Genomic DNA, 21,320 nt, shown 5'->3' on the forward strand with positions numbered 1-21,320 from the left:
ATTATAGGCGAAAACTCCCCAAGAAGGAAATTTGCCACCGGGCCGCCCCAAGGCAAATGAGCCGCCTCGGGGGCAGCGACCCGCGCAGCGGCGCGGCGTGGGGGCTTTATTCCTGTTCCAGGAAGCGCTGGGCGTCCAGTGCCGCCATGCAGCCGGTGCCCGCGCTGGTGATGGCCTGGCGGTACACGTGGTCGGCCACGTCACCGGCGGCAAAGACGCCGGGCACGGAGGTTTGCGTGGCAAAGCCCTTGAGGCCGCCCTGGGTGACGATATAGCCGCCATCCATCTCCAGCTGGCCCTTGAAGATGTCGCTGTTGGGGGCGTGGCCGATGGCAATGAAGCAGCCGTTGAGCGTGAGGTCCTCCAGGGAGCCGTCCTGCACGTTCTTGAGGCGGATGCCGGTGACGCCCGACGCGTCGCCCAGCACCTCTTCCAGCGTGCGGAAGGTCTTGAGTTCGATCTTGCCGGAGGCCACTTTTTCCATCAGCTTGTCGATGAGAATGGGCTCGGCCTTGAACTTGTCGCGCCGGTGCACCAGCACCACCTTGCTGGCGATGTTGGACAGGTACAGCGCCTCTTCCACCGCCGTGTTGCCGCCGCCCACCACGCAGACGGGCTGGTCACGGTAGAAAAAACCGTCGCAGGTGGCGCAGCCGGAGACGCCGCGGCCCATGAAGGCCGTTTCGCTGGGCAGGCCCAGGTACTTGGCCGAGGCGCCGGTGGCGATGATCAGCGAGTCGCAGGTGTAGGTGCCGCTGTCGCCGGTCAGGGTGAAGGGACGCTTGGACAGGTCCACCGCGCTGATGTGGTCGAACACGATGTCGGTCTTGAAGCGCTCGGCGTGCTCCAGGAAGCGCTGCATCAGGTCCGGGCCCTGCACGCCGTGCACGTCAGCGGGCCAGTTGTCCACTTCGGTGGTGGTCATCAGCTGGCCGCCCTGTGCCATGCCGGTCACCAGCATCGGGCTGAGGTTGGCGCGTGCCGCGTAGACGGCGGCCGTGTAGCCGGCAGGGCCAGAGCCCAGAATCAGAACCTTGGCGTGTTTGGGGTCAGACATTGTGTAACCTTTGTTAGCATAAAACGGGAGCCGGGCCGTGTACATTTGGAGGCAATGCACACCATTTCAGTGCGTGCCCATGCGGCGGTTTCTGAACTGCGCGACCCGGGCACAGACCCGATTGTAAGAAACGCCACATGATCTATATGGAAACCATGGCATGGTAATGTTGAGCAACCTGGATTTGATCCGCAGGGTTCCCCTGTTCGCAACGCTGACGCCCAAGCAGGCCGAGTCCGTGGCCGATGCGGTCACCAAGCGGCGCTACAAGCGGGGCGAGAGCCTGGTGGAGCAGGGGAAGGTCTCGCACGCCTTGCACATCATCCTGGCGGGCCGCGCCCGCGTGCTGATCACCGACCGCAAGGGCCGCGAGGTCATCCTGGCCACCCTGAAGGCCGGTGACTACATCGGCGAGATGAGCCTGATCGACAACGATGCCCACTCGGCCTCGGCCGTGGCGGAAGTACAGACCGACGTGCTGTTGCTCGGTCGCGACGATTTCCTGCGCTGCCTGGGCGAGAGCACGGCCATGGCCCACGCCGTGATGCGCGGCCTGGTGCAGCGCCTGCGCAGTGCTGACCAGAAAATCGGTTCCCTGGCCCTGATGGGCGTTTACGGGCGCGTGGCCACCGTGCTGCTGGAGACCGCAGTGCCCACGGAGAACGGTGACCGCCTGATCCGCGACAAGATCTCGCGCCAGGACCTGGCCAAGATGGTCGGCGCATCGCGCGAAATGGTCAGCCGGGTGATGAAGGACTTCGAGGAGGGTGGCTTCATCCAGACGCTCGACGGCGGCGTGGTGCGTGTGTGCGAGCGCCGCCGCACGCCGCGCTGAGGATTCCCGCGCCGGCGCAGCTTGCGTTAAGCTAACCCGGACTGATTCGCTCCATGACTTACTCCCTCCACACCCTTCATTCCTCCTCGCCCGCGCCGCAGCGCGAGCCTACCGGCCTGGGGCGCTTTGCCAGCGAAATCACGCTGATTGCCGGCTTTGTGCTGCTGGCCTTGTGGCTGATTGCCCTTTTGACCTACTCGCCGCAGGACGCCGCCTGGTCCACCTCGGGCGTGGGCCTGCCGGTGCACAACCGGGCCGGGCGCCTGGGGGCCTGGATTGCGGACATCAGCTATTTCCTGCTGGGCTTTTCCGTCTGGTGGTGCGTGGCGGTCTGCGTACGCCTGTGGCTGGCCGTGCTGGCCGACCGGCTGCGGGGCGATGCCGCCGGCGTGGCGGCGGCGCCCGCTCCGGTGGTCGCGCACCGCGTGGTGTTCTGGGTCGGGCTGGTTTTGCTGCTGTGTGCCAGCACCGGCCTGGAATGGTCTCGGCTGTACAGCCTGGAGCCGCGCCTGCCGGACCACAGCGGTGGCGCTTTGGGTTACCTGGTGGGGCCCTTGGGAGTGAAGTGGTTGGGTTTTGCGGGTGCCGGTCTGGTGTCGATTGCGCTGGGCGTGATCGGGTCGGCGCTGGTTTTTGGCTTTTCCTGGATGCAGGTGGCCGAGCGTATCGGCGCCTGGATGGACGCCCAGGTGCAGTCGCGGCGCGAGAAGCGGGAACTGGCCCAGGACCGGGAGCTGGGCCAGCAGGCGGTGCGTGAGCGGGAAGAGATCTTGCTCGAAGAGCGCGAGGAGATCGAGGTGCACCACCCGCAGCCGGTCTATATCGAGCCGGTCATCATGGAGCTGCCGCCCAGCGACCGCGTGGCCAAGGAACGGCAGAAGCCGCTGTTTTCCGAGATGCCCGACAGCAAGCTGCCGCAGGTGAGCCTGCTCGACGGGGCGCAACTGCGCCAGGAAACCGTGGCCCCCGAGACGCTGGAGATGACCAGCCGCATGATCGAGAAGAAGCTCAAGGACTTCGGCGTGGATGTGCGCGTGGTGCTGGCGCAGCCCGGCCCGGTCATCACCCGCTACGAGATCGAGCCCGCCACCGGCGTCAAGGGCTCGCAGATCGTGGGTCTGGCCAAGGATCTGGCGCGGTCCCTGAGCCTGGTGTCCATCCGCGTGGTGGAGACCATTCCCGGCAAGAACTACATGGCGCTGGAGTTGCCCAACGCCAAGCGCCAGAGCATCAAGCTGTCCGAGATTCTGGGCTCGCAGGTCTACAACGAGGCCAAGAGCCTGCTGACCATGGGCCTGGGCAAGGACATCGTGGGCAACCCCGTGGTGGCCGACCTGGCCAAGATGCCACACGTGCTGGTGGCTGGTACCACCGGCTCGGGCAAGTCGGTCGGCATCAACGCCATGATCCTCTCGCTCCTGTACAAGGCCGAGGCCCGCGATGTGCGGCTGATGATGATCGACCCCAAGATGCTGGAAATGTCGATGTACGAGGGCATCCCCCATCTGTTGTGCCCCGTGGTGACCGACATGAAGCAGGCCGCCCACGGCCTGACCTGGTGTGTGGCCGAGATGGAGCGCCGCTACAAGGTGATGAGCAAGGTCGGCGTGCGCAACCTGGCGGGCTACAACCACAAGATCGACGAAGCCACGGCGCGTGGCGAATTCATCTACAACCCCTTCAGCCTCAACCCCGAGGCGCCGGAACCGCTGCAGCGCGAGCCGCACATCGTGGTCATCATCGACGAGCTGGCGGACCTGATGATGGTCATCGGCAAGAAGATCGAGGAGCTGATCGCCCGGCTGGCGCAGAAGGCGCGCGCGGCGGGCATCCATTTGATTCTGGCCACCCAGCGCCCCAGCGTGGACGTGATCACCGGCCTGATCAAGGCCAACATTCCCACCCGCATTGCCTTCTCGGTCGGCTCCAAGATCGACAGCCGCACCATCCTCGACCAGATGGGCGCCGAGGCCCTGCTGGGCATGGGCGACATGCTCTACATGGCCAGCGGCACCGGCCTGCCCATCCGCGTGCACGGCGCCTTTGTCAGCGACGAGGAAGTGCAGCGCGTGGTGAGCTACCTCAAGAGCCAGGGCGAACCCAACTACATCGAGGGCGTGCTCGAAGGCGGCACGGTCGACGGTGACGGCGAGCCCGGCACGGACGGCAGCGGCGGTGGCGAGAAAGACCCGCTGTACGACCAGGCCGTGGAAGTGGTGCTGAAGAACCGCAAGGCCAGCATCTCGCTGGTGCAGCGCCACCTCAAGATCGGCTACAACCGCGCCGCCCGCCTGGTGGAAGACATGGAGAAAGCCGGCCTGGTCAGCACCATGAGCAGCAGCGGCCAGCGTGACATCCTGGTGCCGGCGCGAACCGAATAGCTTTTTGTGGGTCATACCACTTTGCGCAGCCAATGTGCTCTGACCCCGACTGAACATGAATAAACTGTTTGCTACTGTTTTAATAGCTGTCTGCGCAATGTCTGCGCGGGCGGATGGCCTGGAAAGCCTTGAAAACTTCATCAAGACCGTGAAGACGGCGCACACCGATTTCACCCAGGTGGTCACCCTGCCTGCCAAGGAAGGGCAGGCCGCCCGCACCAAGACGTCCAGCGGTACCTTTGAGTTCTCGCGTCCCGGGCGCTTTCGCTTCGTCTACCAGAAGCCGTTCCCGCAGACCATCGTGGCCGACGGCCAGACCCTGTGGCTGTATGACGTCGACCTGAACCAGGTCACCGCCCGCAAGCAGGCGCAGGTGCTGGGCTCCACGCCGGCGGCGCTGATCGCCTCGGCCTCCGATGTGCGGGCCCTGCAGGCCGACTTTGTGCTGGCCGCCGCGCCCGACCGGGACGGTCTGGAGTGGGTGGTGGCCACACCCAAGGCCAAGGACAGTTCGTTGCACAGCGTGCGCGTCGGTTTCCGCGCCGGTGCGCTGGTGATGCTCGACATCCTGGACAGCTTTGGCCAGCAGTCCAGCCTGCGCTTCAGCGGCTTCCAGGCGAATGCGCCGCTGGCCGCCGGCAGCTTCCAGTTCAAGCCCCCCGCGGGGGCTGACGTGATCCGGCAGTAGCCGCCATGCGCCGCCACTTCTCCGAAACCACGGGGCACCAGCGGGTGGTGTACGCCGTGGTCGTCGGCGCTGCGGTGGCCCTGCTACCGCTGCCCCTTGCCACGCAGTCGCATGCGCTGCTGGCCTGGTGTGCCGGCGCGATCACCTTCCTGGTGCTGGCCTGGTGGTTGGCCGTGGAGTTTGATGCCGCGCGCACCCGGGCGCGGGCCCAGGCGCAGGACCAGCCGGGGCTGCTGCTGTTCCTGCTGCTGCTGCTGTCGGCCTTTGCCAGCGCGGGTGCCATTGCCCTCATGCTGCAGCACGTCAAGGACCTGGCACTGGCGCAGCGGCTGGCGCACCTGGCGTTGTCCATGCTGGCGCTGGCGGCGTCCTGGCTGCTGATGCAGACCATCTTTGCCTTCCGCTATGCGCACCGGTACTACCAGTCCGAGCTGCATGGCCACCCGCAGGGCGCCGGGCTGGAATTCCCCGGCAAGCTGCCGCCCGACTACTTCGACTTTTTGTACTACGCGCACGTGGTGGGCATGACCTCGCAGGTGTCGGACGTGGTCGTCACCTCGCGCCCCATGCGCCGCCTCACCCTGCTGCACAGCGTGACGGCCTTTGCCTTCAACATGCTGGTACTGGCGCTGAGCATCAACGTGATGGCCGGCGCCATCCAGTAAGGCCCCCGCGGTTGCCCACTGTGTGTGGCGCCCTGCCCCCCGCGGGGGCCGCGTTTTGGCTTCGCCGCACTTCGTGAAGCCTTGGGGCGGCCCTACGGCAAAACTCTTGCTTTACTTGCGGCCCAGCGAAATCAGCCCGGTGGACAGCGTGGTGCCGGCCACGATGACCAGGCCGCAGCCCACCATCCACGGCGTCACCACTTCACCCAGGAACGCCACGCCATAGAGCACGGCAAACACCGGAATGGCAAAGGTCACTGCCAGTGCACGCGCCGGCCCGGCCCGCTCGATGAGGCGGAAATACAGGATGTAGGCAACCCCCGAGCACAGCACGCCCAGGGCGACGACGGCCAGCCAGGCGTCCAGCGACACTGCGTGGGCCGGCCAGTACCACCAAGTCAGCGGCAGCAGCCCCACGGCCGCGCCCAGCTGGCTGCCGGTGGCCGACACCAGCGAGGGCATGCCGGCCATGTAGCGCTTGGTGAAGCTGGCCGAAATGCCGTAGCACAGCGTGGCCAGCAGGCAGGCCAGCACGGCCCAGCCCGTGGCGTTGCCGCTGGCATCGGGCTTGAAGCTGGCCTTGTCCCAGGCCAGCAGCGCCACGCCCAGGAAGCCAACGGCCAGGCCCAGGATGCGCGAACCGTTGGGCCGGTCCTTGAGCCACAGCCAGGCAATGACAGCGCCGAACAGGGGCACGGTGGCGTTCAGGATGGACGAGAGGCCGGAGGTGATGGATTGCAGGGCGTAGGTGAAGCAGGCAAACGGAATGGCCGAGTTCAGGATGCCGACGACGAAGGTGAGCTTCCAGTGCGCGCGCAGCGCCCGGCCCAGCCCCCGCGCCAGCAGGATGGGCAGCAGGAACAGCGCCGCAATGCCCACGCGCAGGCCGGCCGTTGGCAGGGCGCCGAGTTGCAGCGTGCCGATGCGCATGAACAGGAAGGACGCGCCCCAGATGGCCGCCAGCAACACGAATTCCAGCACCCAGCCTTTGGACTGGGTGGTTGCTACCGGCGCCGTCACAGGCAACCTTCCAGCTGCAGCAGGGCAATCTTGCGATCCATGCCGCCCGAATAACCCGTCAGCGCGCCCTGGGCGCCCAGCACCCGGTGGCAGGGCACGAGGATGCTGATGGGGTTGCGCCCGATGGCGCCGCCCACGGCGCGCACGGCGCTGGGCTGGCCGATGTGTTGACTGACGGCGCCATAGGTGCTGGTGGCCCCCGGCCCGATGGCCAGCAGCGCCTGCCAGACGCGTTGCTGGAACGCCGTGCCGCAGCCCAGGTCCAGCGGCACGTCAAAGGTCTGGCGCTCGCCGGCAAAGTACTGCTGCAGCTGTTCGACCGTCTGGCGCAGCACCGGGTGGCTGGCGTCCACGGGCCACGACTGCCGGTCGGTTTCGTAGCGCTGGCCGTCAAAGCCGACCCACACGAGGGCGGTGTCGTTGGCTGCCAGTGTCATGGGGCCCCAGGGACTGGCCAGGGCGCAGCGTACAGGAATGGGTGTGAATTTCATGGTTAAAACAGGCTGAAGCCCCCGTATGGATTGCGTGGATAGCTATGTATTTGATAGTGAAATGGTGCCCGGCGGTGGCCCGGCCAAGCGGGCCCAGGCCCGCACCACGGCGTAGCTGCGCCACGGGCGCCAGCGTTGCGAGGCCTGTTCGGCCGCCTGCTGTGGCCGGGGTGCTTCCTGCACGCCCAGGGCCTTGTGCAGGGCCACGTCGCCGGCGGGAAAGGCATCGGGCCAGCGCAGGGCCCGCATGGCAATGTAGTGGGCCGTCCAGGGGCCCACGCCGGGCAGCGCCTGCAGCGCGGCCAAGGTGGCCGGCACATCGGCACCGGGGTGCAGGCTCAGCCGGCCCTCGGCCACGGCCTGGGCCAGTGCCTGGATGGCGCGCTGGCGCTGGCGCACGATCCCCAGCTGCCCCAGGTCTTCGCCCGACGCGGCGCCCAGCGCCTGCGGTGTGGGAAACAGGCGCGTCACCGGGCCCGTGGCATCGGCCAGCGGCGTGCCGTAGCGTTCCACCAGCCGCGCGCCCAGCGTGCGGGCGGCCCGCACCGTGATCTGCTGGCCCAGGATGGCGCGCACACCCAGCTCGAATCCGTCCAGACAACCTGGCACGCGCAGGCCGGCCGTGCCGGGGAAGTCGCTCTCCAGCACGGCGGCGATGGCGCATGGGTCGGCGTCCAGGTCCAGCAGGGCCCGCAGCCGGGCCCGCACCAGGGGCAGCGCGCCGGCCAGGGAGGCACTGATGTGCAGGACCACCGTGCAGCGCTCCGGTTCAAACCGGGCCTGCACCCAGCCCTGGCGCGCTTGCCCGGCCACGTCCAGGGCCAGGGTGCGCGTGAGTGTCAGCCGGTCCCGGTCCACGGCTTCCAGGCCGTCGATCTGGCGGGTGGCAAAAAAGTCCAGCATCGCGGCCACGTCGTACGGGGGCCGGTAGGCGGCCTTGAGCACGATGGACCCGGCGGCTGGGGTGCTTTCGCCGCCGGAGTGGCTGGCCTGGCGCAGCTGGCGGGGCTGCAGCCGGTAGTGGCCGGCAAACGCCGCGTTGAAGCGGCGCACGCTGGCGTAGCCGCTCAGGGCGGCCACCTGGGTGATGGGCAACGGGGTATCGGTGAGCAGTTGCTTGGCGGTGAGCAGGCGCCGCGTCTGCAGGTACTGCAGGGGCGAGACGCCCCACTGGGCCTCGAAAATGCGCCGTACGTGGCGCGCGCTCACGCCCAACCGTGCGGCCAGCGCGGCGATGCTGGGTGCGCCCTCGTTCCAGCCCTCGGGGGTGTCGAGCAGGCAGGCCGCCTGGCGGGCCAGGATGGCCGAGGCGTCCTGCACGGACCAGGGCACGGTGGTGGTGGCCACGGCGGTCGCACCCGGCGCCAGCTCCGGGCGGCAGCGCAGGCAGGGCCGGAAACCGGCGGCTTCGGCCTGGGCCGCCAGGGCGAAGAACCGGCAGTTTTCCCGCTTGGGCGTGCGCACGCGGCAGACCGGGCGGCAGTAGATGCCGGTGGAGGTGACGCCGGTAAAGAACTGGCCGTCAAAGCGCGCATCCCGGGCCTTCAGGGCCAGGTAGCAGGCGTCGTCCCCACAGGCGGGGGTGACAGGAGCGAGTGTGCAGCGCATGGTGGACATAATACGCAGAACGCTCCGGTAAAGTAGCCATTTCCGGACCTGTTGTCCCTGGCGTCCCCGCCTACAATGCCAGCCACACAGACTCACCCCCCCTATGCACCTCTCTGCCAGCATCTTCAAAGCGTACGACATCCGGGGCATCGTGCCCAGCACGATCAACGAGGACGTCGCCCTCGGGCTGGGTCGCGCCTTCGGCTCGGTGGCCCGGGCGCAGGGCGAGACGACGGTGGCCGTCGGGCGCGATGGCCGCCTGAGCGGTCCGGGCCTGGCCGAGGGGCTGATGCGCGGACTGCAGGAGGCCGGCATCGCGGTCATCGATGTCGGTCTGGTGACGACGCCCATGCTGTACTTTGCGGCCAACACGCTGTGCCAGAGCGGCATCCAGGTCACGGGCAGCCACAATCCCAAGGACTACAACGGCTTCAAGATGGTGATGGCCGGCCGTGCCATCTACGGCGAAGACATCCAGGCCCTGCGCCGCATGATGGAAACCGAGCGCTGGAACCTGCAGGCCGGTGGCACGCGCCGCGTGGTGGACGTGCTGGACGCCTACCGGGATCGCATCGTCGGCGACATCCGCCTGGCGCGTCCCCTGAAAATTGTGGTGGACTGCGGCAACGGCGTGGCCGGCGCATCGGCACCCGCCATCCTGCGGGCCATCGGCTGCGAGGTGACCGAGCTGTTCAGCGAAGTGGACGGCAACTTTCCCAACCACCACCCCGACCCGAGCAAGCCCGAGAACCTGCGCGACCTCATCGCCGCCCTCCAGGCCAGCGACGCCGAACTCGGCCTGGCGTTCGATGGCGATGGCGACCGCCTGGGCATCGTCACGCGGGACGGCAACAACATCTACCCCGACCGCCAGATGATGCTGTTCGCGCAAGATGTGCTGTCGCGTGCGCCGGGCGGAACCATCCTGTTTGACGTGAAGTGCTCGCAGCGCTTGGCGCCAGCCATTGCCGCGGCCGGCGGTGTGCCGCTGATGTACAAGACCGGCCATTCGCTGATCAAGGCCAAGATGCGCGAAATCGGCTCGCCCCTGGGCGGCGAGATGAGCGGCCACATCTTCTTCAAGGAACGCTGGTACGGCTTTGACGACGGCACCTACGCCGGGTGCCGCCTGCTCGAAATCGTCAGCCGCGCGGCCGACGCCAGTGCCCTGCTCAACGCCTTGCCGACCAGTTTTTCCACGCCCGAACTCAACGTGCCGTGCGCCGAAGGCGAGCCGCATGCCGTGGTGGAGCAGCTGGTGGCCCAGGCGCACTTTGCGGCGCCCGCCACCGTGAACACCATCGATGGCCTGCGCGTGGACTGGCCGGACGGCTTCGGACTGATCCGCGCCTCCAACACCACGCCGGTGCTGGTGCTGCGTTTTGAAGGCCACACGCCCGAGGCGCTGGCGCGCATCGAGGCCGCCCTGCTGGGCCTGCTGCGCGCCGTGAAGCCCGACGCCACGGTGGCCGAGGCCGCGCATTGAAGGCTGCCGCGGTGAAGGTTCTGGTCGTCAAGCTGTCCTCGCTGGGGGATGTGGTGCACGCCATGCCTGCCGTGCAGGACCTGCTGCGCGCCGTGCCGGGAGTCCAGGTGGACTGGGTGGTGGAGAGCGCCTTTGCGCCGCTGGTGGCGCGCTGCCACGGCGTGGCGCGGGTCATCACCTGCGACCTGCGCCGTTGGCGCAAGGCGCCGCTGGCGTCGCAGACCCGCGCCGAGTGGCGCACCTTCAAGACCGCGCTGCGGCGCGAGGCCTACGACGCGGTGATCGATTTGCAGGGCCTGACCAAGTCGGCCCTGGTGTCCTGGCTGGCGCGCACCGCGCCGCAGGGGCACCGCTTCGGCCTGGCCAACCAGACCGATGGCTCCAGTTTTGAAGCGCCAGCCCGCTGGGTAGCCGATGTGCCCATTGCACTGGAGCCGCATGTGCATGCGGTGCAGCGCTCCCGCCTGCTGTGCGCGGCGGCCCTGGGTTACACGGTGGCGGGGCCGGCGGTTTTCGGTCTGCAACCCGGTGGCCTTGCCGCACCGGCGCCTGCGGGTGGCGGCGCCAACGCACCGGCAGCGCGCAGGCCCTGCGTGGCCCTGGTGCACGGCAGTTCGCGGGCCGACAAGCAGTGGCCCGTGGCGTCGTGGGTGGAGCTGGGCCGGCGCCTGAACGGCAGCGGTTTTTCCGTGGCGCTGGCGCACGGCAACGCCGCCGAGCAGGCCACCAGCCAGGCCATTGCCGCGGCACTGGACGATGCCTGGGTCTGGCCCTCCATGGGACTGGACGCCCTGGTGGACACCATGGCCGGCTGTGCCGGCGTGGTGGGCGTGGACAGCGGCCTGAGCCACATTGCCGTGGCGCTGGACCTACCGCACGTGCAGATCTACAACTTCGATACAGCCTGGCGCACCGGCCCACAAAACGGGGCCCCTGCGGACCTGCCCCGCCAGGTCAGCGTCTTTGCCACACCCCAGCCCGCCGTGGACGCGGTGTGGCGCGCCTGGGAAAGCGTGGCGCCACCGGTGCAGAGCCCATGATGCGCGGGGTGTACTCCGGGGTGATGCAGTTGCTGCAGCCGCTGGTGCGGCGCAAGCTGCGCCGGCGCGCGCGGGCGGAGCCCGAATACGGCCACGCCATCGAGGAGCGCTTTGGCTACTACGCCGCGCCCGATTCCGAGCAGACCACCCTTCCCGGCACGGCGTCGTTCTTCGTCTGGGTCCACGCCGTCTCGCTGGGGGAGACGCGGGCGGCCGCCGTGCTGGTGGCGCAGCTGCGCCTGGCGCTGCCGGGCATGCGTCTGCTGCTCACGCATGGCACTGCTACCGGCCGCGCCCAGGGGCGCGCGCTGCTGCAGCCTGGCGACGTGCAGGTCTGGCAGCCTTGGGACACACCGGGCGCCGTGGCGCGCTTCCTGGCGCATTTCCGGCCCCGCGTGGGGCTGCTGGTGGAAACCGAGGTCTGGCCCAACATGGTGGCGGCTTGCGCGCAGGCTGGCATCCCGCTGTGTCTGGTCAATGCACGCCTGAGCGACAAGTCGTTGCGCCAGGCCCTGCGCCTGGCCTGGTTGTCGCGGCCGGCGTATGGGGGGCTGCGGGCCGTGTGGGCCCTGTCCGCCGACGACGCGGCGCGCCTGCAGCAGCTGGGCGCACCCGTGCAGGGGGTGCTGGGGAACTTCAAGTTCGACGCCACGCCCGATGCCGCCCAACTCGCGCAGGGGCGTGCCTGGCGTGCGGCGCGGGCCGCGCCGGTGGTGCTGTTTGCCAGCTCGCGCGAGGGCGAAGAGGCGCTGCTGCTGGAAAAATTGAAGCAAATGCGCTCGCAAACCGCCGTGGATACTGCGCAGACAGCTATCAATACGGTAGCAAGCGGCGTGCAGTGGCTGATCGTGCCCCGCCATCCGCAGCGTTTCGAGGAAGTGGCCCGCCTGTGCGAAGCGCAAGGCTTTACGGTGTCTCGCCGCAGCAGCTGGGCGCAGCAGCCCGTGGCGGCCGATATCTGGCTGGGGGATTCGCTGGGCGAAATGGCGCAGTACTTTGCCCTGGCGGACGTGGCCTTGCTGGGCGGCAGTTTTGCGCCGCTGGGTGGCCAGAACCTGATTGAGGCGGCTGCCTGCGGCTGTCCGGTGGTGATGGGGCCGCACACCTTCAATTTCGCGCAGGCGGCAGAACTGGCGCAGGCGGCCGGCGTTGCTTTCGAGCAGCCCGACCTGCCGCGGGCGGTGGACCGGGCCTTGGCCTTGCTGCAGGCGCCGGCTGCGCTGCAGCAGGCCCGTGCTGCCGCCAGTGCGCTGACCCAGGCCCACCGGGGGGCCGCGCAGCGCACCGCCGAGGCGGTGCGGGACCTGTTACGGGGCTAGCTGGCTGTTGATGGGCTGCAGGTCGGAGGCGGCGAGGACGCCGCTGGCTTGGCGCAGTTTCAGGCCACCCACCAGCACGTCGTAGCGGGCCTTGGCCAGCTTGGCTTTGGTGTCAAACAGCTGGCTCTGGGCGTTGAGCACATCGATGTTGATGCGCACGCCCACTTGGTAGCCTAGCTTGTTGGCGTCGAGTGCGCTCTGGCTGGAGGCCTCGGCGGCTTCCAGGGCCTTCACCTGGGCCTGGCCCGATTGCACGCCAAAGAACGCAGTCCGCGTGCCCTGTGCCACTCCGCGGCGGGCGGTTTCCAGGTCGGCGCGGGCCTTCTCTTCCAGCGCCAGGGTTTCCTTGACGCGGTTCTGGGTGGAGAAGCCGGCAAACAAGGGCAGGGTAAAGGTCACGCCCACGGCGGCCTGGTTGCCCCGGGTGCTTGTACCGGGTAGCGAGGAGGTGCCGTCCTGCGTCTGGGCGACGGTGTAGCTGCCGGTCAGGTCCAGGGTGGGCTTGTGGCCGGCTTCGGCCTTGCTGGTTTCCAGCTTGGCTACGTCCAGTGCCAGGGCGGCCTGGCGGATGCTGGGCTGGTTGTCCTGGGATTGGATGACCCATTGCTCGACCTCGGCCGGCTGCAACTCGGCCAGCACCAGCGGTGCACGCAGGGGTTTGGGGCTGGTATGGGGCTGGCCCACCAGCTGGTCCAGGGCCAGGGACTTGACGCGCAGGTCGTTTTCCGCCGCCAGTTCCTGGGCAACGACCAGGTCAAAGCGGGCCTGGGCTTCGCGGGTGTCGGTGATGGTGGAGGTGCCCACTTCAAAATTGCGCTTGGCGGACGCCAGCTGCTCGGCCACAGCGGCCTTCTGGCTCTTGACAAACGCCAGGCTGTCGCTGGACGCAAGCACGTCAAAGTACGTCTGGCTGACGCGCACGATCAGGTCCTGTTCGGCGGCCGTCAGCTGGGCCTGCGCTAGTTCGACGCTCTTGTTGCCTTGCTCGTAGGTGGCCCAGTTGGCGGGGCGGTACAGAGGCTGCGACACCGCGAGGGTGGTGGTCTGAGCCGTGTAGTTGTAGTTCTTGGCCGCCGCCGTGGGCAGCTGGGTGTCCTGGTTGATCTGGCTGGCCGAGGCCGTCAGACCCGCTGTGGGCAGGATGGCTGCTTTGGCCTGCGCAGCCTTGGCCAGGGTGGCGTCATATTGCGACTTGGCGGACTGGTAGGTGGCGTCGTAGCTGCGCGCGGCGTCGTACAGGTCGACCAGGCTTTGCGCCTGCACCGGCAGCGACACGGAGGCACCCAGGGCCAGGAGCAGGGGAAGCAGGCGCAATGGGGGAAGAGGGCGTTGGCGTGGCATGGTGGTCTTTCTCAGGCTCGTAAACAAAGGGTTGCAGGTGATCAACAGGGGTCAATCAATAGCGTGCGATGGAAGGGTCGAGCTCTGCGGACCAGGCATTGATGCCGCCCGCAATGTTGGCAACGTGCGCGAAGCCACGGCTCTCCAGGAAATGGGCCACCTGCATGCTGCGTCCGCCGTGGTGGCAGAGGCAGGCAATAGGGCGTTGGGGATCCAGTTCCGACAGGCGTGGCGGAATGACACCCATGGGAATGCTCACCATGGTGAAGCCGTCCGGCGTGACGCTGGCCATCTGCAGTTCGTACGGCTCGCGCACGTCCAGCACCACGGGCTCGCCATGGGGACGTACGCTTTGCAGCCATTGGGCCAGTTCACGGGGACGGACTTGGGTGATCATGGGGTACTCAGGGTTGGCTCAGAACTGGAAGCGCGAAGGCTCCGGGAAGTTTTGCAGGCGGGGGGCACAGGTGTCCCAGCTCTGCACGGTACGGAAGGCGGTGTCGCTGGTGCGGGTCACGAAGGTGGCGCGCATGACCGGCTCCTCGCCCACGATGGCAGCCAGGCGGCCGCCGACTTTCAGCAACGACAGCAGGGTGTGGGGCACTTCGGCCACGGAGCCGCTGAGCAGGATGACGTCGTAGCTGCCTTCGGCGGGCACGGGGTCGGCCCCGTCGGCCAAGCGGACCTCGGCGTTCTGGACGCCGGCGTTGCGCAGGTTGTCACGGGCCATCTTGGCCAGCTCCGGCACGATTTCCAGCGACACCACGCGGTGTGCCCGGTGCGCCAGCAGGGCGGCCATGTAGCCGGACCCTGCACCGATTTCCAGCACGGTCTCGTGGGGCTGGACGGCCAGGTCCTGCAGCAGGCGGGCTTCCAGGCGCGGCGCCAGCATGCACTGGCCGCCCGGCAGGGGAATTTCGAGATCGGAGAAAGCCAGGCTCTTGTGGGCCAGCGGCACGAAGTCTTCCCGCTTCACGACCGTGAGCAGTTCCAGCACCGAGGCATCCAGCACGTTCCAGGGGCGGACTTGCTGCTCAATCATGTTGAAGCGGGCTTTTTCGAGGTTCATTTTCTATACTCCATGGGGTATGTTAGCCGATTATCGTAAATTTTACCGGGAAGGGTTTTTTGAACCGCTCCAGAGGCGGCGCACCCATTGCGCCAGATCATCCATGTAGCAATACACCACGGGCACCACCACCAGTGTCAGCAGGGACGAGGTGATGACGCCGCCGATGACGGCCTGTCCCATGGGCGCGCGCATTTCCGCCCCTTCCGACAGCGCCAGTGCCAGCGGCAGCATGCCGAAGATCATGGCCAGCGTGGTCATCAGGATGGGGCGCAGCCGCACCTTGGCCGCCATCAGCAGGGCGGCGCTGCGCTCCATGCCGTCTTCCTGGGCGCGGATGGCAAAGTCCACCAGCAAAATGGCGTTCTTGGTCACCAGGCCCATCAGCATCACCACTCCGATGATCGAGAACATGGACAGGGTGGAATTGAACATCATCAGGGCCAGCACCACGCCGATCAGCGTCAGGGGCAGGGCGGTCATGAGGGCCAGCGGCTGCAGGAAGCTCTTGAACTGGCTGGCCAGAATCATGTAGATGAAGACCACGGCCAGCGCCAGCGCCGAGATGGCGTAGCCAAACGCCTCGGCCATGTCCTTGGTGGAGCCGCTGAACTTGTAGCCGTAACCCGGCGGCATGGCGATGGTGTCCATGGCTGCGGTGATGTCGGCCGACACCTCGCCGGCGGAGCGGCCCGACACGTTGCCGCTGATGGCCACTTCGCGCATCAGGTCGCGCCGGTTGATCTGGTTGGGGCCGGTGGATTCCCGCACCTCGGCCACCTGGTTGAGCCGCACGATACGCGGGCTGCCATCGGCATTGCTGCCCACGGTGAAGGGCAGCAGGTCCAGATCCCGCGGGTTGTCGCGGGTTTGCGGTGACAGGCGGACGTTGACGTCGTAGGTCTGGTCGTCCGGCGCGCGCCAGTTGCTGACGGTCTGGCCTGCCACCAGGGTGCGCAGGGCCGAGCCCACCTGTGCAACGCTCAGGCCCAGGTCTGACGCGATGTCGCGCTTGACCACCACGTCCAGCGTGGGCTTGTTGGGCTTGGCGCTGGAGTCCAGATCGACCAGGCCGGGGATGTTGCGGATCTTGGCCATTGCCAGCTGGGTCAGGCGCTCCAGTTCGGCGGTGTCAGCCCCCTGGATGGAAAACAGGATCTGCTTCTGCCCGCCCACCGAGTCCAGCAGGCCCACGTGGGTGACGGTGATGCCCGGCACCCGCTGGAGCCGCTGGCGCAGGATGGTCGACATGGTGTCGACGCTGAAGCTGCGGTTCTTGCGGTCCACCATGCGGATGTAGATGCTGGCGTAGATCTTGCCGTTGACGCTGCCGGTGTTGATGGTCGTCAGGGTGTAGCGCACCTCGGGGAACTCGCGGACGATGGCCTCCACCTGGCGTGCCTTTGCCTCGGTGACTTCCAGCGAAGAGCCCACCGGCGTGTTGAAGTTCAGCATGGTTTCCGAGAAATCGGCCTTGGGCACGAACTCGGTTCCCAGCAGTGGCACCATGAAGATGCTGCCCACGAAAATGCCCAGCGCCAGTCCTACCGTGGCCAGCTTGTGGACCAGAGCCCAGCGCAGGATGCTCTGGTAGGCGTCGGCCAGCCAGTCGGTGGCGTGGTCGAACCAGCCCGTGACGCGGCCAATGGTCTTGTCGTACAGCGTGACCGGAGCGTGGCGATGGCCGTGGGCCTCGATGCTGGGGTCATGCCAGATGGAAGACATCATGGGGTCCAGCGTGAAGCTGACGAACATCGAGATCAGCACGGCCGCCACAATGGTGATGCCGAACTCGTGGAAGAACTTGCCGATGATGCCGCCCATGAAGCCGATGGGCATGAACACCGCCACGATGGACAGCGTGGTGGCCAGCACGGCCAGGCCGATTTCCTGCGTGCCGTCCAGCGAGGCCTGGTAGGGCGTCTTGCCCATCTGCACGTGGCGCACGATGTTTTCGCGCACCACGATGGCATCGTCGATCAGCAGGCCCACGCACAGGGAGAGCGCCATGAGCGTGATCATGTTGATGGTGAAGCCGAACAGGTTCATGAAGAAGAAGGTGCCGATCAGCGCGATGGGCAGGGTCAGGCCCGTGATGACGGTGGAGCGCCACGAGTTCAGGAACAGGAACACGATGAGCACCGTCAGTGCCGCGCCTTCGATCAGCGTCTGGCGCACGTTGTCGACCGACACGCGGATCTGGCGCGAACCGTCGGTGATCTGCTCCAGCTTCACGCCGGGGGGCAGCTGCTTCTTCATCTCCGCCAGCGTTTTTTGCAGGGCGTCCACCACGGCAATGGTGTTTTCGTCCTGTGATTTCTGGACGTTGAGGAGCAGCGTGCGCTGCCCGTTGTACAGGGCCAGGTTCTCGATCTCCTGGGCGCCGTCCACCACCCGCGCCAGCTGGTCCACCCGCACGGGGGCGCCATTCTTGCGGGCCACGATGATCTTGCCGAAGTCCTCGGGGCGCTGCATGCGCGCCTGGATCTGGATGACGCGTTCCTGCTCGCTGGAGTGGATGGTGCCCACCGGCACGTCCTGGTTCTCGTTGCGCACGGCCGCGACCACCTGGTCGGGCGTGACGCCGAAGGCCTCCAGGGCCTGGGGGTTCAGGTACACATTGATTTCGCGCAGGGTTCCCCCCACCAGGGTGACCGAGCCGACACCGCGCACGTTTTCCAGCCGTTTCTTGAAGGTCTGCTCGGCCCAGTTGGTGAGTTCCACGGCGCTCATGCGCTTGTCTGCCGGAGCGCTGTTGTCGGGCAGTACCGCCACGGACCAGATGGCGCGCGCCGCCGGGTCGAAACGCAGCACCCGGGGCTCCTTGACTTCGGTGCGCAGGTTGGGCCGCACGGCTGCCACCTTCTCGCGTACGTCGTCGGCGGCCTTGCGCCCGTCGATGTGCAGTCCAAATTCGATCACCACTACCGACTGGCCTTCGTAGCTGCGCGAAGTCAGGGCGTTGATGCCAGCAATGGAGTTGACACCTTCCTCGATTTTCTTGGACACCTCGCTCTCCACGATCTCGGGCGAGGCGCCGGGGTAGTCGGCAATGACCACTACCACCGGGAAGTCCACGTTGGGGAACTGGTCAACCTGCAGGCGTTGCAGGGAGAAGAAGCCCAGCACCACCAGGGCCAGCATGACCATGGTGGCAAAGACCGGATTTTGAAGGCTGACGCGGGTGAACCACATGGCTTACTTGGCGCTTGCCGGCAGTTTGGCCACGGTGCCCGCGCGGATGCTGCCCACGCTGCCACTGAGCACGGTGGCGCCTTCGGCCACGCCCTCGATGCCGACCATGCTCTGGCCGTCCGCTTCGCCACGCGGGCCGAGCGTGACCGTCTGGTGCACCACCTGCCCGTTGCTGAGAACCTGCACGTACGGTTGCGGCTTGTCGGTGCGTACGGCCGTCAGGGGAACCGCCAGGGTGTGTGTGGTGCCGGTGCCCAGGGTGCCCTGGGCAAACAGGCCCTGGCGCAAGCCGGGGGCGGGCTCCATGACAAGGTAGGCCAGCACGGCGCGGCTGCCGGCCACAGCGCTGGGATTCACGCGCACGACCTTGGCGGTCAGTGGCTTGGTCGCACCTTCCACGGTCAGCTGTGCGGTCTGGCCCACCTGCACGCCCAGCGATTCGGTGGCGCTCAGGCTGGCTTCCAGCTCCAGGCGGCTGAGGTCGACGATCTCCACAATGCGCGCATCCACCGCCACGCGCTCGCCCGGCTGGGCGAGGCGCTGGGCGATCTGGCCGGAAATGGGTGCCCGCAGCACCGTGTCGTCCAGTGATTTGGCAGCGACGTCCGCACCGGCCTGTGCGGCCCGGTAGCTGGCCTCAGCGCCCGCGAGCGTGGCCAGCGACGATTCCAGTGCCGTCTTCGAAATGAAACCCTTGTCCACCAGCGAGCTGTTGTTGTCAAAACTGCGTTTGGCGATGTCGACCTGGGCCTTGGCGGCCTCGGCCTGCTGCTGTGCCTGGCGCACCCGGGCCTGGAACTCGGTGGAGTCCACACGGGCGATGATCTGGCCGGCTTTCACCACGTCGCCTTCGCGCAGCGTCAAGCCCTGCAGCTCGCCGGCCACGCGGGCTTTCACCACCGCGGAATTCACGGCCTTGAGGGGACCGGAGATGGCCAGGCCCTGCGCCAGATCCAGGGTCTTGACCACCAGCAGATCGGCGGGCGTGAGCTCCACGGTGGCTTGTGCCTTCTGTGCCACCTGTTGGGCCTCAAGCGCCGCCTTCTGGGCCTTGCGGGCTGACAGGGCGCGCAGCACGCCTGCGGCCAGCAGCGCGACGACCACGCCGACGACGATCCATTTCAACCAACGTTTCATGATGTTCGGGGTTCCTGGGTTGGGGGAGGGCTCGCCGGTTGGCTGCTCAACCCGTAGAGTATGGTTTCAACCTGCACGGCAATGTACTGTTTCGGATCAAGTTGCGGGTTGAGCGCACTGTAACTGGCCATGGCCAGAAACAGCATGGGTGCCAGCAGGGTGTAGGCGCCGTAACGGATGTCGATGGGGCGGAACTCGCCGCGGTCCACGCCGCGCTGCAGGACGCGCTGGATCAGGTCGGTGCCCGGTTGAATGACTTCGTGCTGGTAGAAGCTGGTCAGCTCCGGGAAATTGCGGGCCTCGCTGAGCATCAGCTTGGTGATGCCCGCGGCCTTGGTCGCGCCAATGCGTTCCCACCAGACCTGGATGCCGTAACGCAGCATATCGGCCGAACTGCCTTCAAAATGGGCAAACTGGGCGTTCCATTCGTCAAAGCGTCCGGAAATGTTCTCGCGCACCACGGCCTTGAACAGCTCTTCCTTGCTGGAAAAATAGAGGAAGAGCGTGCCCTTGGATACCCCCGCCCGTTTGGCAACCTCTTCGACGCGGGTGGCGGCGAAGCCCTTTTCGACGAACAGTTCCAGTGCTGCGGCCAGCAATTCCCCCGGGCGTGCCTCCTTGCGGCGCTCACGCTTGGCCCGCACGGTGGCGGCAATCTCGCAAATGGGGCAGGAAGAGGTCATGAAGTTAATGACTGGTTGGTTATTAGTGTACTGTGGGGGCCATCCAGGGTCAAGCGCGGGCGGCGAGGCTGCCAAAAGGCAGAGGGGGGCGGGGACCAAAAGCGTGCGGATCTGGCGATCCCTGGTCATCGCTTGATTGTCCGACTGATTTTGTCTGGCATTCTGATTCTTCGTTGACCAGGATCAACACCCGGCGTCGGGCGTCGGCGTATCGTTCCGCCCAGTGCCAAGGGTCCCTTTTTGGGACCCGCTTCAACCCCCACACCCGCATGGAACCTTCAACCCCCCTTGCTGATACGGCTCCCATGGAGCTGGTATGTCCGGCCGGTAGCCTGCCGGCCCTGAAAGCCGCCGTGGACAACGGCGCCAACTGCGTCTACCTCGGTCTGCGCGACGCGACCAATGCGCGCAACTTTGCCGGCCTCAACTTCGACGAGGCGGCCATTGCCAATGGCATCCGCTACGCCCATGACCGGGGCTGCAAAGTCTTCATGGCGCTCAATACCTACCCGCAGGCCTCCAATCCCGAGCCCTGGCGCACCGCGCTGGACAAGGCGGTGGATCTGGGCGTGAACGCCGTCATCCTGGCGGACCCGGGCCTCATGCAGTACGCCGTGGCGCGCCACCCGCAGCTGCGCCTGCACTTGTCGGTGCAGGGCTCGGCCACCAATTTCGACGCCATCAACTTCTACCGCGAGCAGTTTGGCGTGGTGCGCGCGGTGCTGCCGCGCGTGCTCTCGCTCACGCAGGTTCAGCAGGTGATCGAAAAGACACCGGTGGAGATTGAAGTGTTCGGCTTTGGCAGCCTGTGCGTGATGGTGGAGGGGCGTTGCGCCCTGTCCAGCTATGTCACCGGCGAGTCGCCCAACACCCACGGTGTGTGCTCGCCACCCAAGGCCGTGCGCTGGCAGGAAACCCCCAAGGGGCTGGAGTCGCGCCTGAACGGGGTGCTGATCGACCGCTACGCCGACGGCGAGAACGCCGGCTACCCCACCTTGTGCAAAGGACGCTTTGACGTGGGGAACGACGAGAATTACTACGCCATCGAAGAGCCCACCAGCCTCAACACGCTGGAGCTGCTGCCCCAGCTCATGAAGATGGGCGTGCGCGCCATCAAGATCGAGGGACGCCAGCGCAGCCCTGCCTATGTGGCGCAGGTCACCAAGGTCTGGCGTGAAGCCATTGACCACTGTGTGGCCAATCCGCACCGCTACGCACCCAAGCCGGTCTGGATGAACAATCTGGACAACGTTGCCGAAGGCCAGCAACATACGCTGGGTGCCTACCACCGCCCCTGGAAATAAT

18 protein-coding genes are annotated in these 21,320 nt (G+C 66.9%); 8 read left to right on the forward strand and 10 right to left on the reverse strand.

What is annotated here, in order from left to right:
- Positions 1 to 106: 106 nt before the first annotated feature.
- Entirely contained in the window at positions 107 to 1,057 is a 951-nt protein-coding gene (trxB, locus tag AC1Q5W_RS03890) for a thioredoxin-disulfide reductase (RefSeq protein ID WP_492643769.1), read from the reverse strand.
- A gap of 160 nt (positions 1,058 to 1,217) precedes the next feature.
- On the opposite strand from trxB, the gene AC1Q5W_RS03895 reads away from it, so the two are divergent.
- Genes AC1Q5W_RS03895 through AC1Q5W_RS03910 form a run of 4 tightly spaced genes read left to right on the forward strand, consistent with a single transcriptional unit; the run spans position 1,218 to position 5,626 of the window.
- The gene (locus tag AC1Q5W_RS03895; protein WP_492643768.1) at positions 1,218 to 1,892 is read left to right on the forward strand and encodes a Crp/Fnr family transcriptional regulator; all 675 of its coding nucleotides are present in this window, start codon (positions 1,218 to 1,220) and stop codon (positions 1,890 to 1,892) included.
- Positions 1,893 to 1,945: 53 nt separating this feature from the next.
- A complete protein-coding gene (locus tag AC1Q5W_RS03900) occupies positions 1,946 to 4,273 on the forward strand; it encodes a DNA translocase FtsK (RefSeq protein WP_492643767.1) in 2,328 nt (775 codons plus the stop codon).
- Between the two features lie 55 nt (positions 4,274 to 4,328).
- Positions 4,329 to 4,961 carry an outer membrane lipoprotein periplasmic chaperone LolA gene (gene lolA / locus AC1Q5W_RS03905; protein WP_492643766.1) on the forward strand — a complete coding sequence of 211 codons (633 nt, stop codon included), beginning with the start codon at positions 4,329 to 4,331 and terminating at the stop codon, positions 4,959 to 4,961.
- Positions 4,962 to 4,966: 5 nt separating this feature from the next.
- Positions 4,967 to 5,626 carry a DUF1345 domain-containing protein gene (locus AC1Q5W_RS03910; protein WP_492643765.1) on the forward strand — a complete coding sequence of 220 codons (660 nt, stop codon included), beginning with the start codon at positions 4,967 to 4,969 and terminating at the stop codon, positions 5,624 to 5,626.
- Positions 5,627 to 5,737: 111 nt separating this feature from the next.
- On the opposite strand, the gene AC1Q5W_RS03915 is transcribed toward AC1Q5W_RS03910, so the two are convergent.
- Genes AC1Q5W_RS03915 through AC1Q5W_RS03925 form a run of 3 tightly spaced genes read right to left on the reverse strand, consistent with a single transcriptional unit; the run spans position 5,738 to position 8,754 of the window.
- Positions 5,738 to 6,646, reverse strand: coding sequence for a DMT family transporter (locus AC1Q5W_RS03915; protein ID WP_492643764.1), 909 nt, complete (start codon positions 6,644 to 6,646; stop codon positions 5,738 to 5,740).
- Positions 6,643 to 7,137, reverse strand: a complete 495-nt coding sequence (locus AC1Q5W_RS03920) for a methylated-DNA--[protein]-cysteine S-methyltransferase (protein ID WP_492643763.1) — start codon at positions 7,135 to 7,137, stop codon at positions 6,643 to 6,645. Before AC1Q5W_RS03920 ends, AC1Q5W_RS03915 begins: the two co-directional genes overlap by 4 nt.
- Before the next feature lie 42 nt (positions 7,138 to 7,179).
- Positions 7,180 to 8,754: a DNA-3-methyladenine glycosylase 2 family protein gene (locus AC1Q5W_RS03925; RefSeq protein ID WP_492704075.1), complete on the reverse strand. Its 1,575-nt coding sequence runs from the start codon at positions 8,752 to 8,754 to the stop codon at positions 7,180 to 7,182.
- A gap of 94 nt (positions 8,755 to 8,848) precedes the next feature.
- On the opposite strand from AC1Q5W_RS03925, the gene AC1Q5W_RS03930 reads away from it, so the two are divergent.
- Genes AC1Q5W_RS03930 through AC1Q5W_RS03940 form a run of 3 tightly spaced genes read left to right on the forward strand, consistent with a single transcriptional unit; the run spans position 8,849 to position 12,590 of the window.
- Positions 8,849 to 10,231: a phosphomannomutase/phosphoglucomutase gene (locus tag AC1Q5W_RS03930; RefSeq protein WP_492643761.1), complete on the forward strand. Its 1,383-nt coding sequence runs from the start codon at positions 8,849 to 8,851 to the stop codon at positions 10,229 to 10,231.
- A gap of 11 nt (positions 10,232 to 10,242) precedes the next feature.
- Positions 10,243 to 11,271, forward strand: a complete 1,029-nt coding sequence (gene waaC, locus AC1Q5W_RS03935; RefSeq protein WP_492704077.1) for a lipopolysaccharide heptosyltransferase I — start codon at positions 10,243 to 10,245, stop codon at positions 11,269 to 11,271.
- Positions 11,268 to 12,590 (forward strand): 3-deoxy-D-manno-octulosonic acid transferase, encoded by a 1,323-nt coding sequence (locus AC1Q5W_RS03940; RefSeq protein ID WP_492646119.1) that lies wholly within the window; start codon positions 11,268 to 11,270, stop codon positions 12,588 to 12,590. The genes waaC and AC1Q5W_RS03940 overlap by 4 nt, the downstream gene beginning before the upstream one ends.
- Here the strand turns inward: AC1Q5W_RS03940 and AC1Q5W_RS03945 are convergent.
- The 6 genes from AC1Q5W_RS03945 to AC1Q5W_RS03970 are packed head-to-tail and all read right to left on the reverse strand — an operon-like array spanning position 12,579 to position 20,015.
- Complete coding sequence (locus tag AC1Q5W_RS03945; RefSeq protein WP_492643759.1) at positions 12,579 to 13,931, reverse strand: TolC family outer membrane protein; 1,353 nt, start codon at positions 13,929 to 13,931, stop codon at positions 12,579 to 12,581. The genes AC1Q5W_RS03940 and AC1Q5W_RS03945 overlap by 12 nt on opposite strands.
- Before the next feature lie 55 nt (positions 13,932 to 13,986).
- Entirely contained in the window at positions 13,987 to 14,328 is a 342-nt protein-coding gene (locus tag AC1Q5W_RS03950) for a rhodanese-like domain-containing protein (RefSeq protein ID WP_492643758.1), read from the reverse strand.
- Between the two features lie 18 nt (positions 14,329 to 14,346).
- Complete coding sequence (locus AC1Q5W_RS03955) at positions 14,347 to 15,000, reverse strand: protein-L-isoaspartate O-methyltransferase family protein (RefSeq protein ID WP_492643757.1); 654 nt, start codon at positions 14,998 to 15,000, stop codon at positions 14,347 to 14,349.
- A gap of 42 nt (positions 15,001 to 15,042) precedes the next feature.
- A complete protein-coding gene (locus AC1Q5W_RS03960; protein WP_492643756.1) occupies positions 15,043 to 18,195 on the reverse strand; it encodes an efflux RND transporter permease subunit in 3,153 nt (1,050 codons plus the stop codon).
- A 3-nt stretch (positions 18,196 to 18,198) separates the two neighbouring features.
- Positions 18,199 to 19,332: an efflux RND transporter periplasmic adaptor subunit gene (locus tag AC1Q5W_RS03965; protein ID WP_492643755.1), complete on the reverse strand. Its 1,134-nt coding sequence runs from the start codon at positions 19,330 to 19,332 to the stop codon at positions 18,199 to 18,201.
- Positions 19,329 to 20,015, reverse strand: coding sequence for a TetR/AcrR family transcriptional regulator (locus tag AC1Q5W_RS03970; protein ID WP_492643754.1), 687 nt, complete (start codon positions 20,013 to 20,015; stop codon positions 19,329 to 19,331). The genes AC1Q5W_RS03965 and AC1Q5W_RS03970 overlap by 4 nt, the downstream gene beginning before the upstream one ends.
- A gap of 269 nt (positions 20,016 to 20,284) precedes the next feature.
- Between AC1Q5W_RS03970 and ubiU the strand changes: the two genes are divergently transcribed.
- Positions 20,285 to 21,319, forward strand: coding sequence for a ubiquinone anaerobic biosynthesis protein UbiU (gene ubiU, locus AC1Q5W_RS03975; RefSeq protein WP_492643753.1), 1,035 nt, complete (start codon positions 20,285 to 20,287; stop codon positions 21,317 to 21,319).
- The last annotated feature ends 1 nt before the right edge of the window (position 21,320 follow it).

Source organism: Rhodoferax sp. MLSD5-FHT05B10 (genome assembly GCF_058793415.1).

Bases quoted from the DNA above. Each gene is read 5' to 3' on its own strand.
- trxB (WP_492643769.1), bottom strand. From the start codon at position 1,057: ATGTCTGACCCCAAACACGCCAAGGTTCTGATTCTGGGCTCTGGCCCT.
- AC1Q5W_RS03895 (WP_492643768.1), top strand. From the start codon at position 1,218: ATGGTAATGTTGAGCAACCTGGATTTGATCCGCAGGGTTCCCCTGTTC.
- AC1Q5W_RS03900 (WP_492643767.1), top strand. From the start codon at position 1,946: ATGACTTACTCCCTCCACACCCTTCATTCCTCCTCGCCCGCGCCGCAG.
- lolA (WP_492643766.1), top strand. From the start codon at position 4,329: ATGAATAAACTGTTTGCTACTGTTTTAATAGCTGTCTGCGCAATGTCT.
- AC1Q5W_RS03910 (WP_492643765.1), top strand. From the start codon at position 4,967: ATGCGCCGCCACTTCTCCGAAACCACGGGGCACCAGCGGGTGGTGTAC.
- AC1Q5W_RS03920 (WP_492643763.1), bottom strand. From the start codon at position 7,137: ATGAAATTCACACCCATTCCTGTACGCTGCGCCCTGGCCAGTCCCTGG.
- AC1Q5W_RS03925 (WP_492704075.1), bottom strand. From the start codon at position 8,754: ATGTCCACCATGCGCTGCACACTCGCTCCTGTCACCCCCGCCTGTGGG.
- AC1Q5W_RS03930 (WP_492643761.1), top strand. From the start codon at position 8,849: ATGCACCTCTCTGCCAGCATCTTCAAAGCGTACGACATCCGGGGCATC.
- AC1Q5W_RS03940 (WP_492646119.1), top strand. From the start codon at position 11,268: ATGATGCGCGGGGTGTACTCCGGGGTGATGCAGTTGCTGCAGCCGCTG.
- AC1Q5W_RS03945 (WP_492643759.1), bottom strand. From the start codon at position 13,931: ATGCCACGCCAACGCCCTCTTCCCCCATTGCGCCTGCTTCCCCTGCTC.
- AC1Q5W_RS03950 (WP_492643758.1), bottom strand. From the start codon at position 14,328: ATGATCACCCAAGTCCGTCCCCGTGAACTGGCCCAATGGCTGCAAAGC.
- AC1Q5W_RS03955 (WP_492643757.1), bottom strand. From the start codon at position 15,000: ATGAACCTCGAAAAAGCCCGCTTCAACATGATTGAGCAGCAAGTCCGC.
- AC1Q5W_RS03960 (WP_492643756.1), bottom strand. From the start codon at position 18,195: ATGTGGTTCACCCGCGTCAGCCTTCAAAATCCGGTCTTTGCCACCATG.
- AC1Q5W_RS03965 (WP_492643755.1), bottom strand. From the start codon at position 19,332: ATGAAACGTTGGTTGAAATGGATCGTCGTCGGCGTGGTCGTCGCGCTG.
- AC1Q5W_RS03970 (WP_492643754.1), bottom strand. From the start codon at position 20,015: ATGACCTCTTCCTGCCCCATTTGCGAGATTGCCGCCACCGTGCGGGCC.
- ubiU (WP_492643753.1), top strand. From the start codon at position 20,285: ATGGAACCTTCAACCCCCCTTGCTGATACGGCTCCCATGGAGCTGGTA.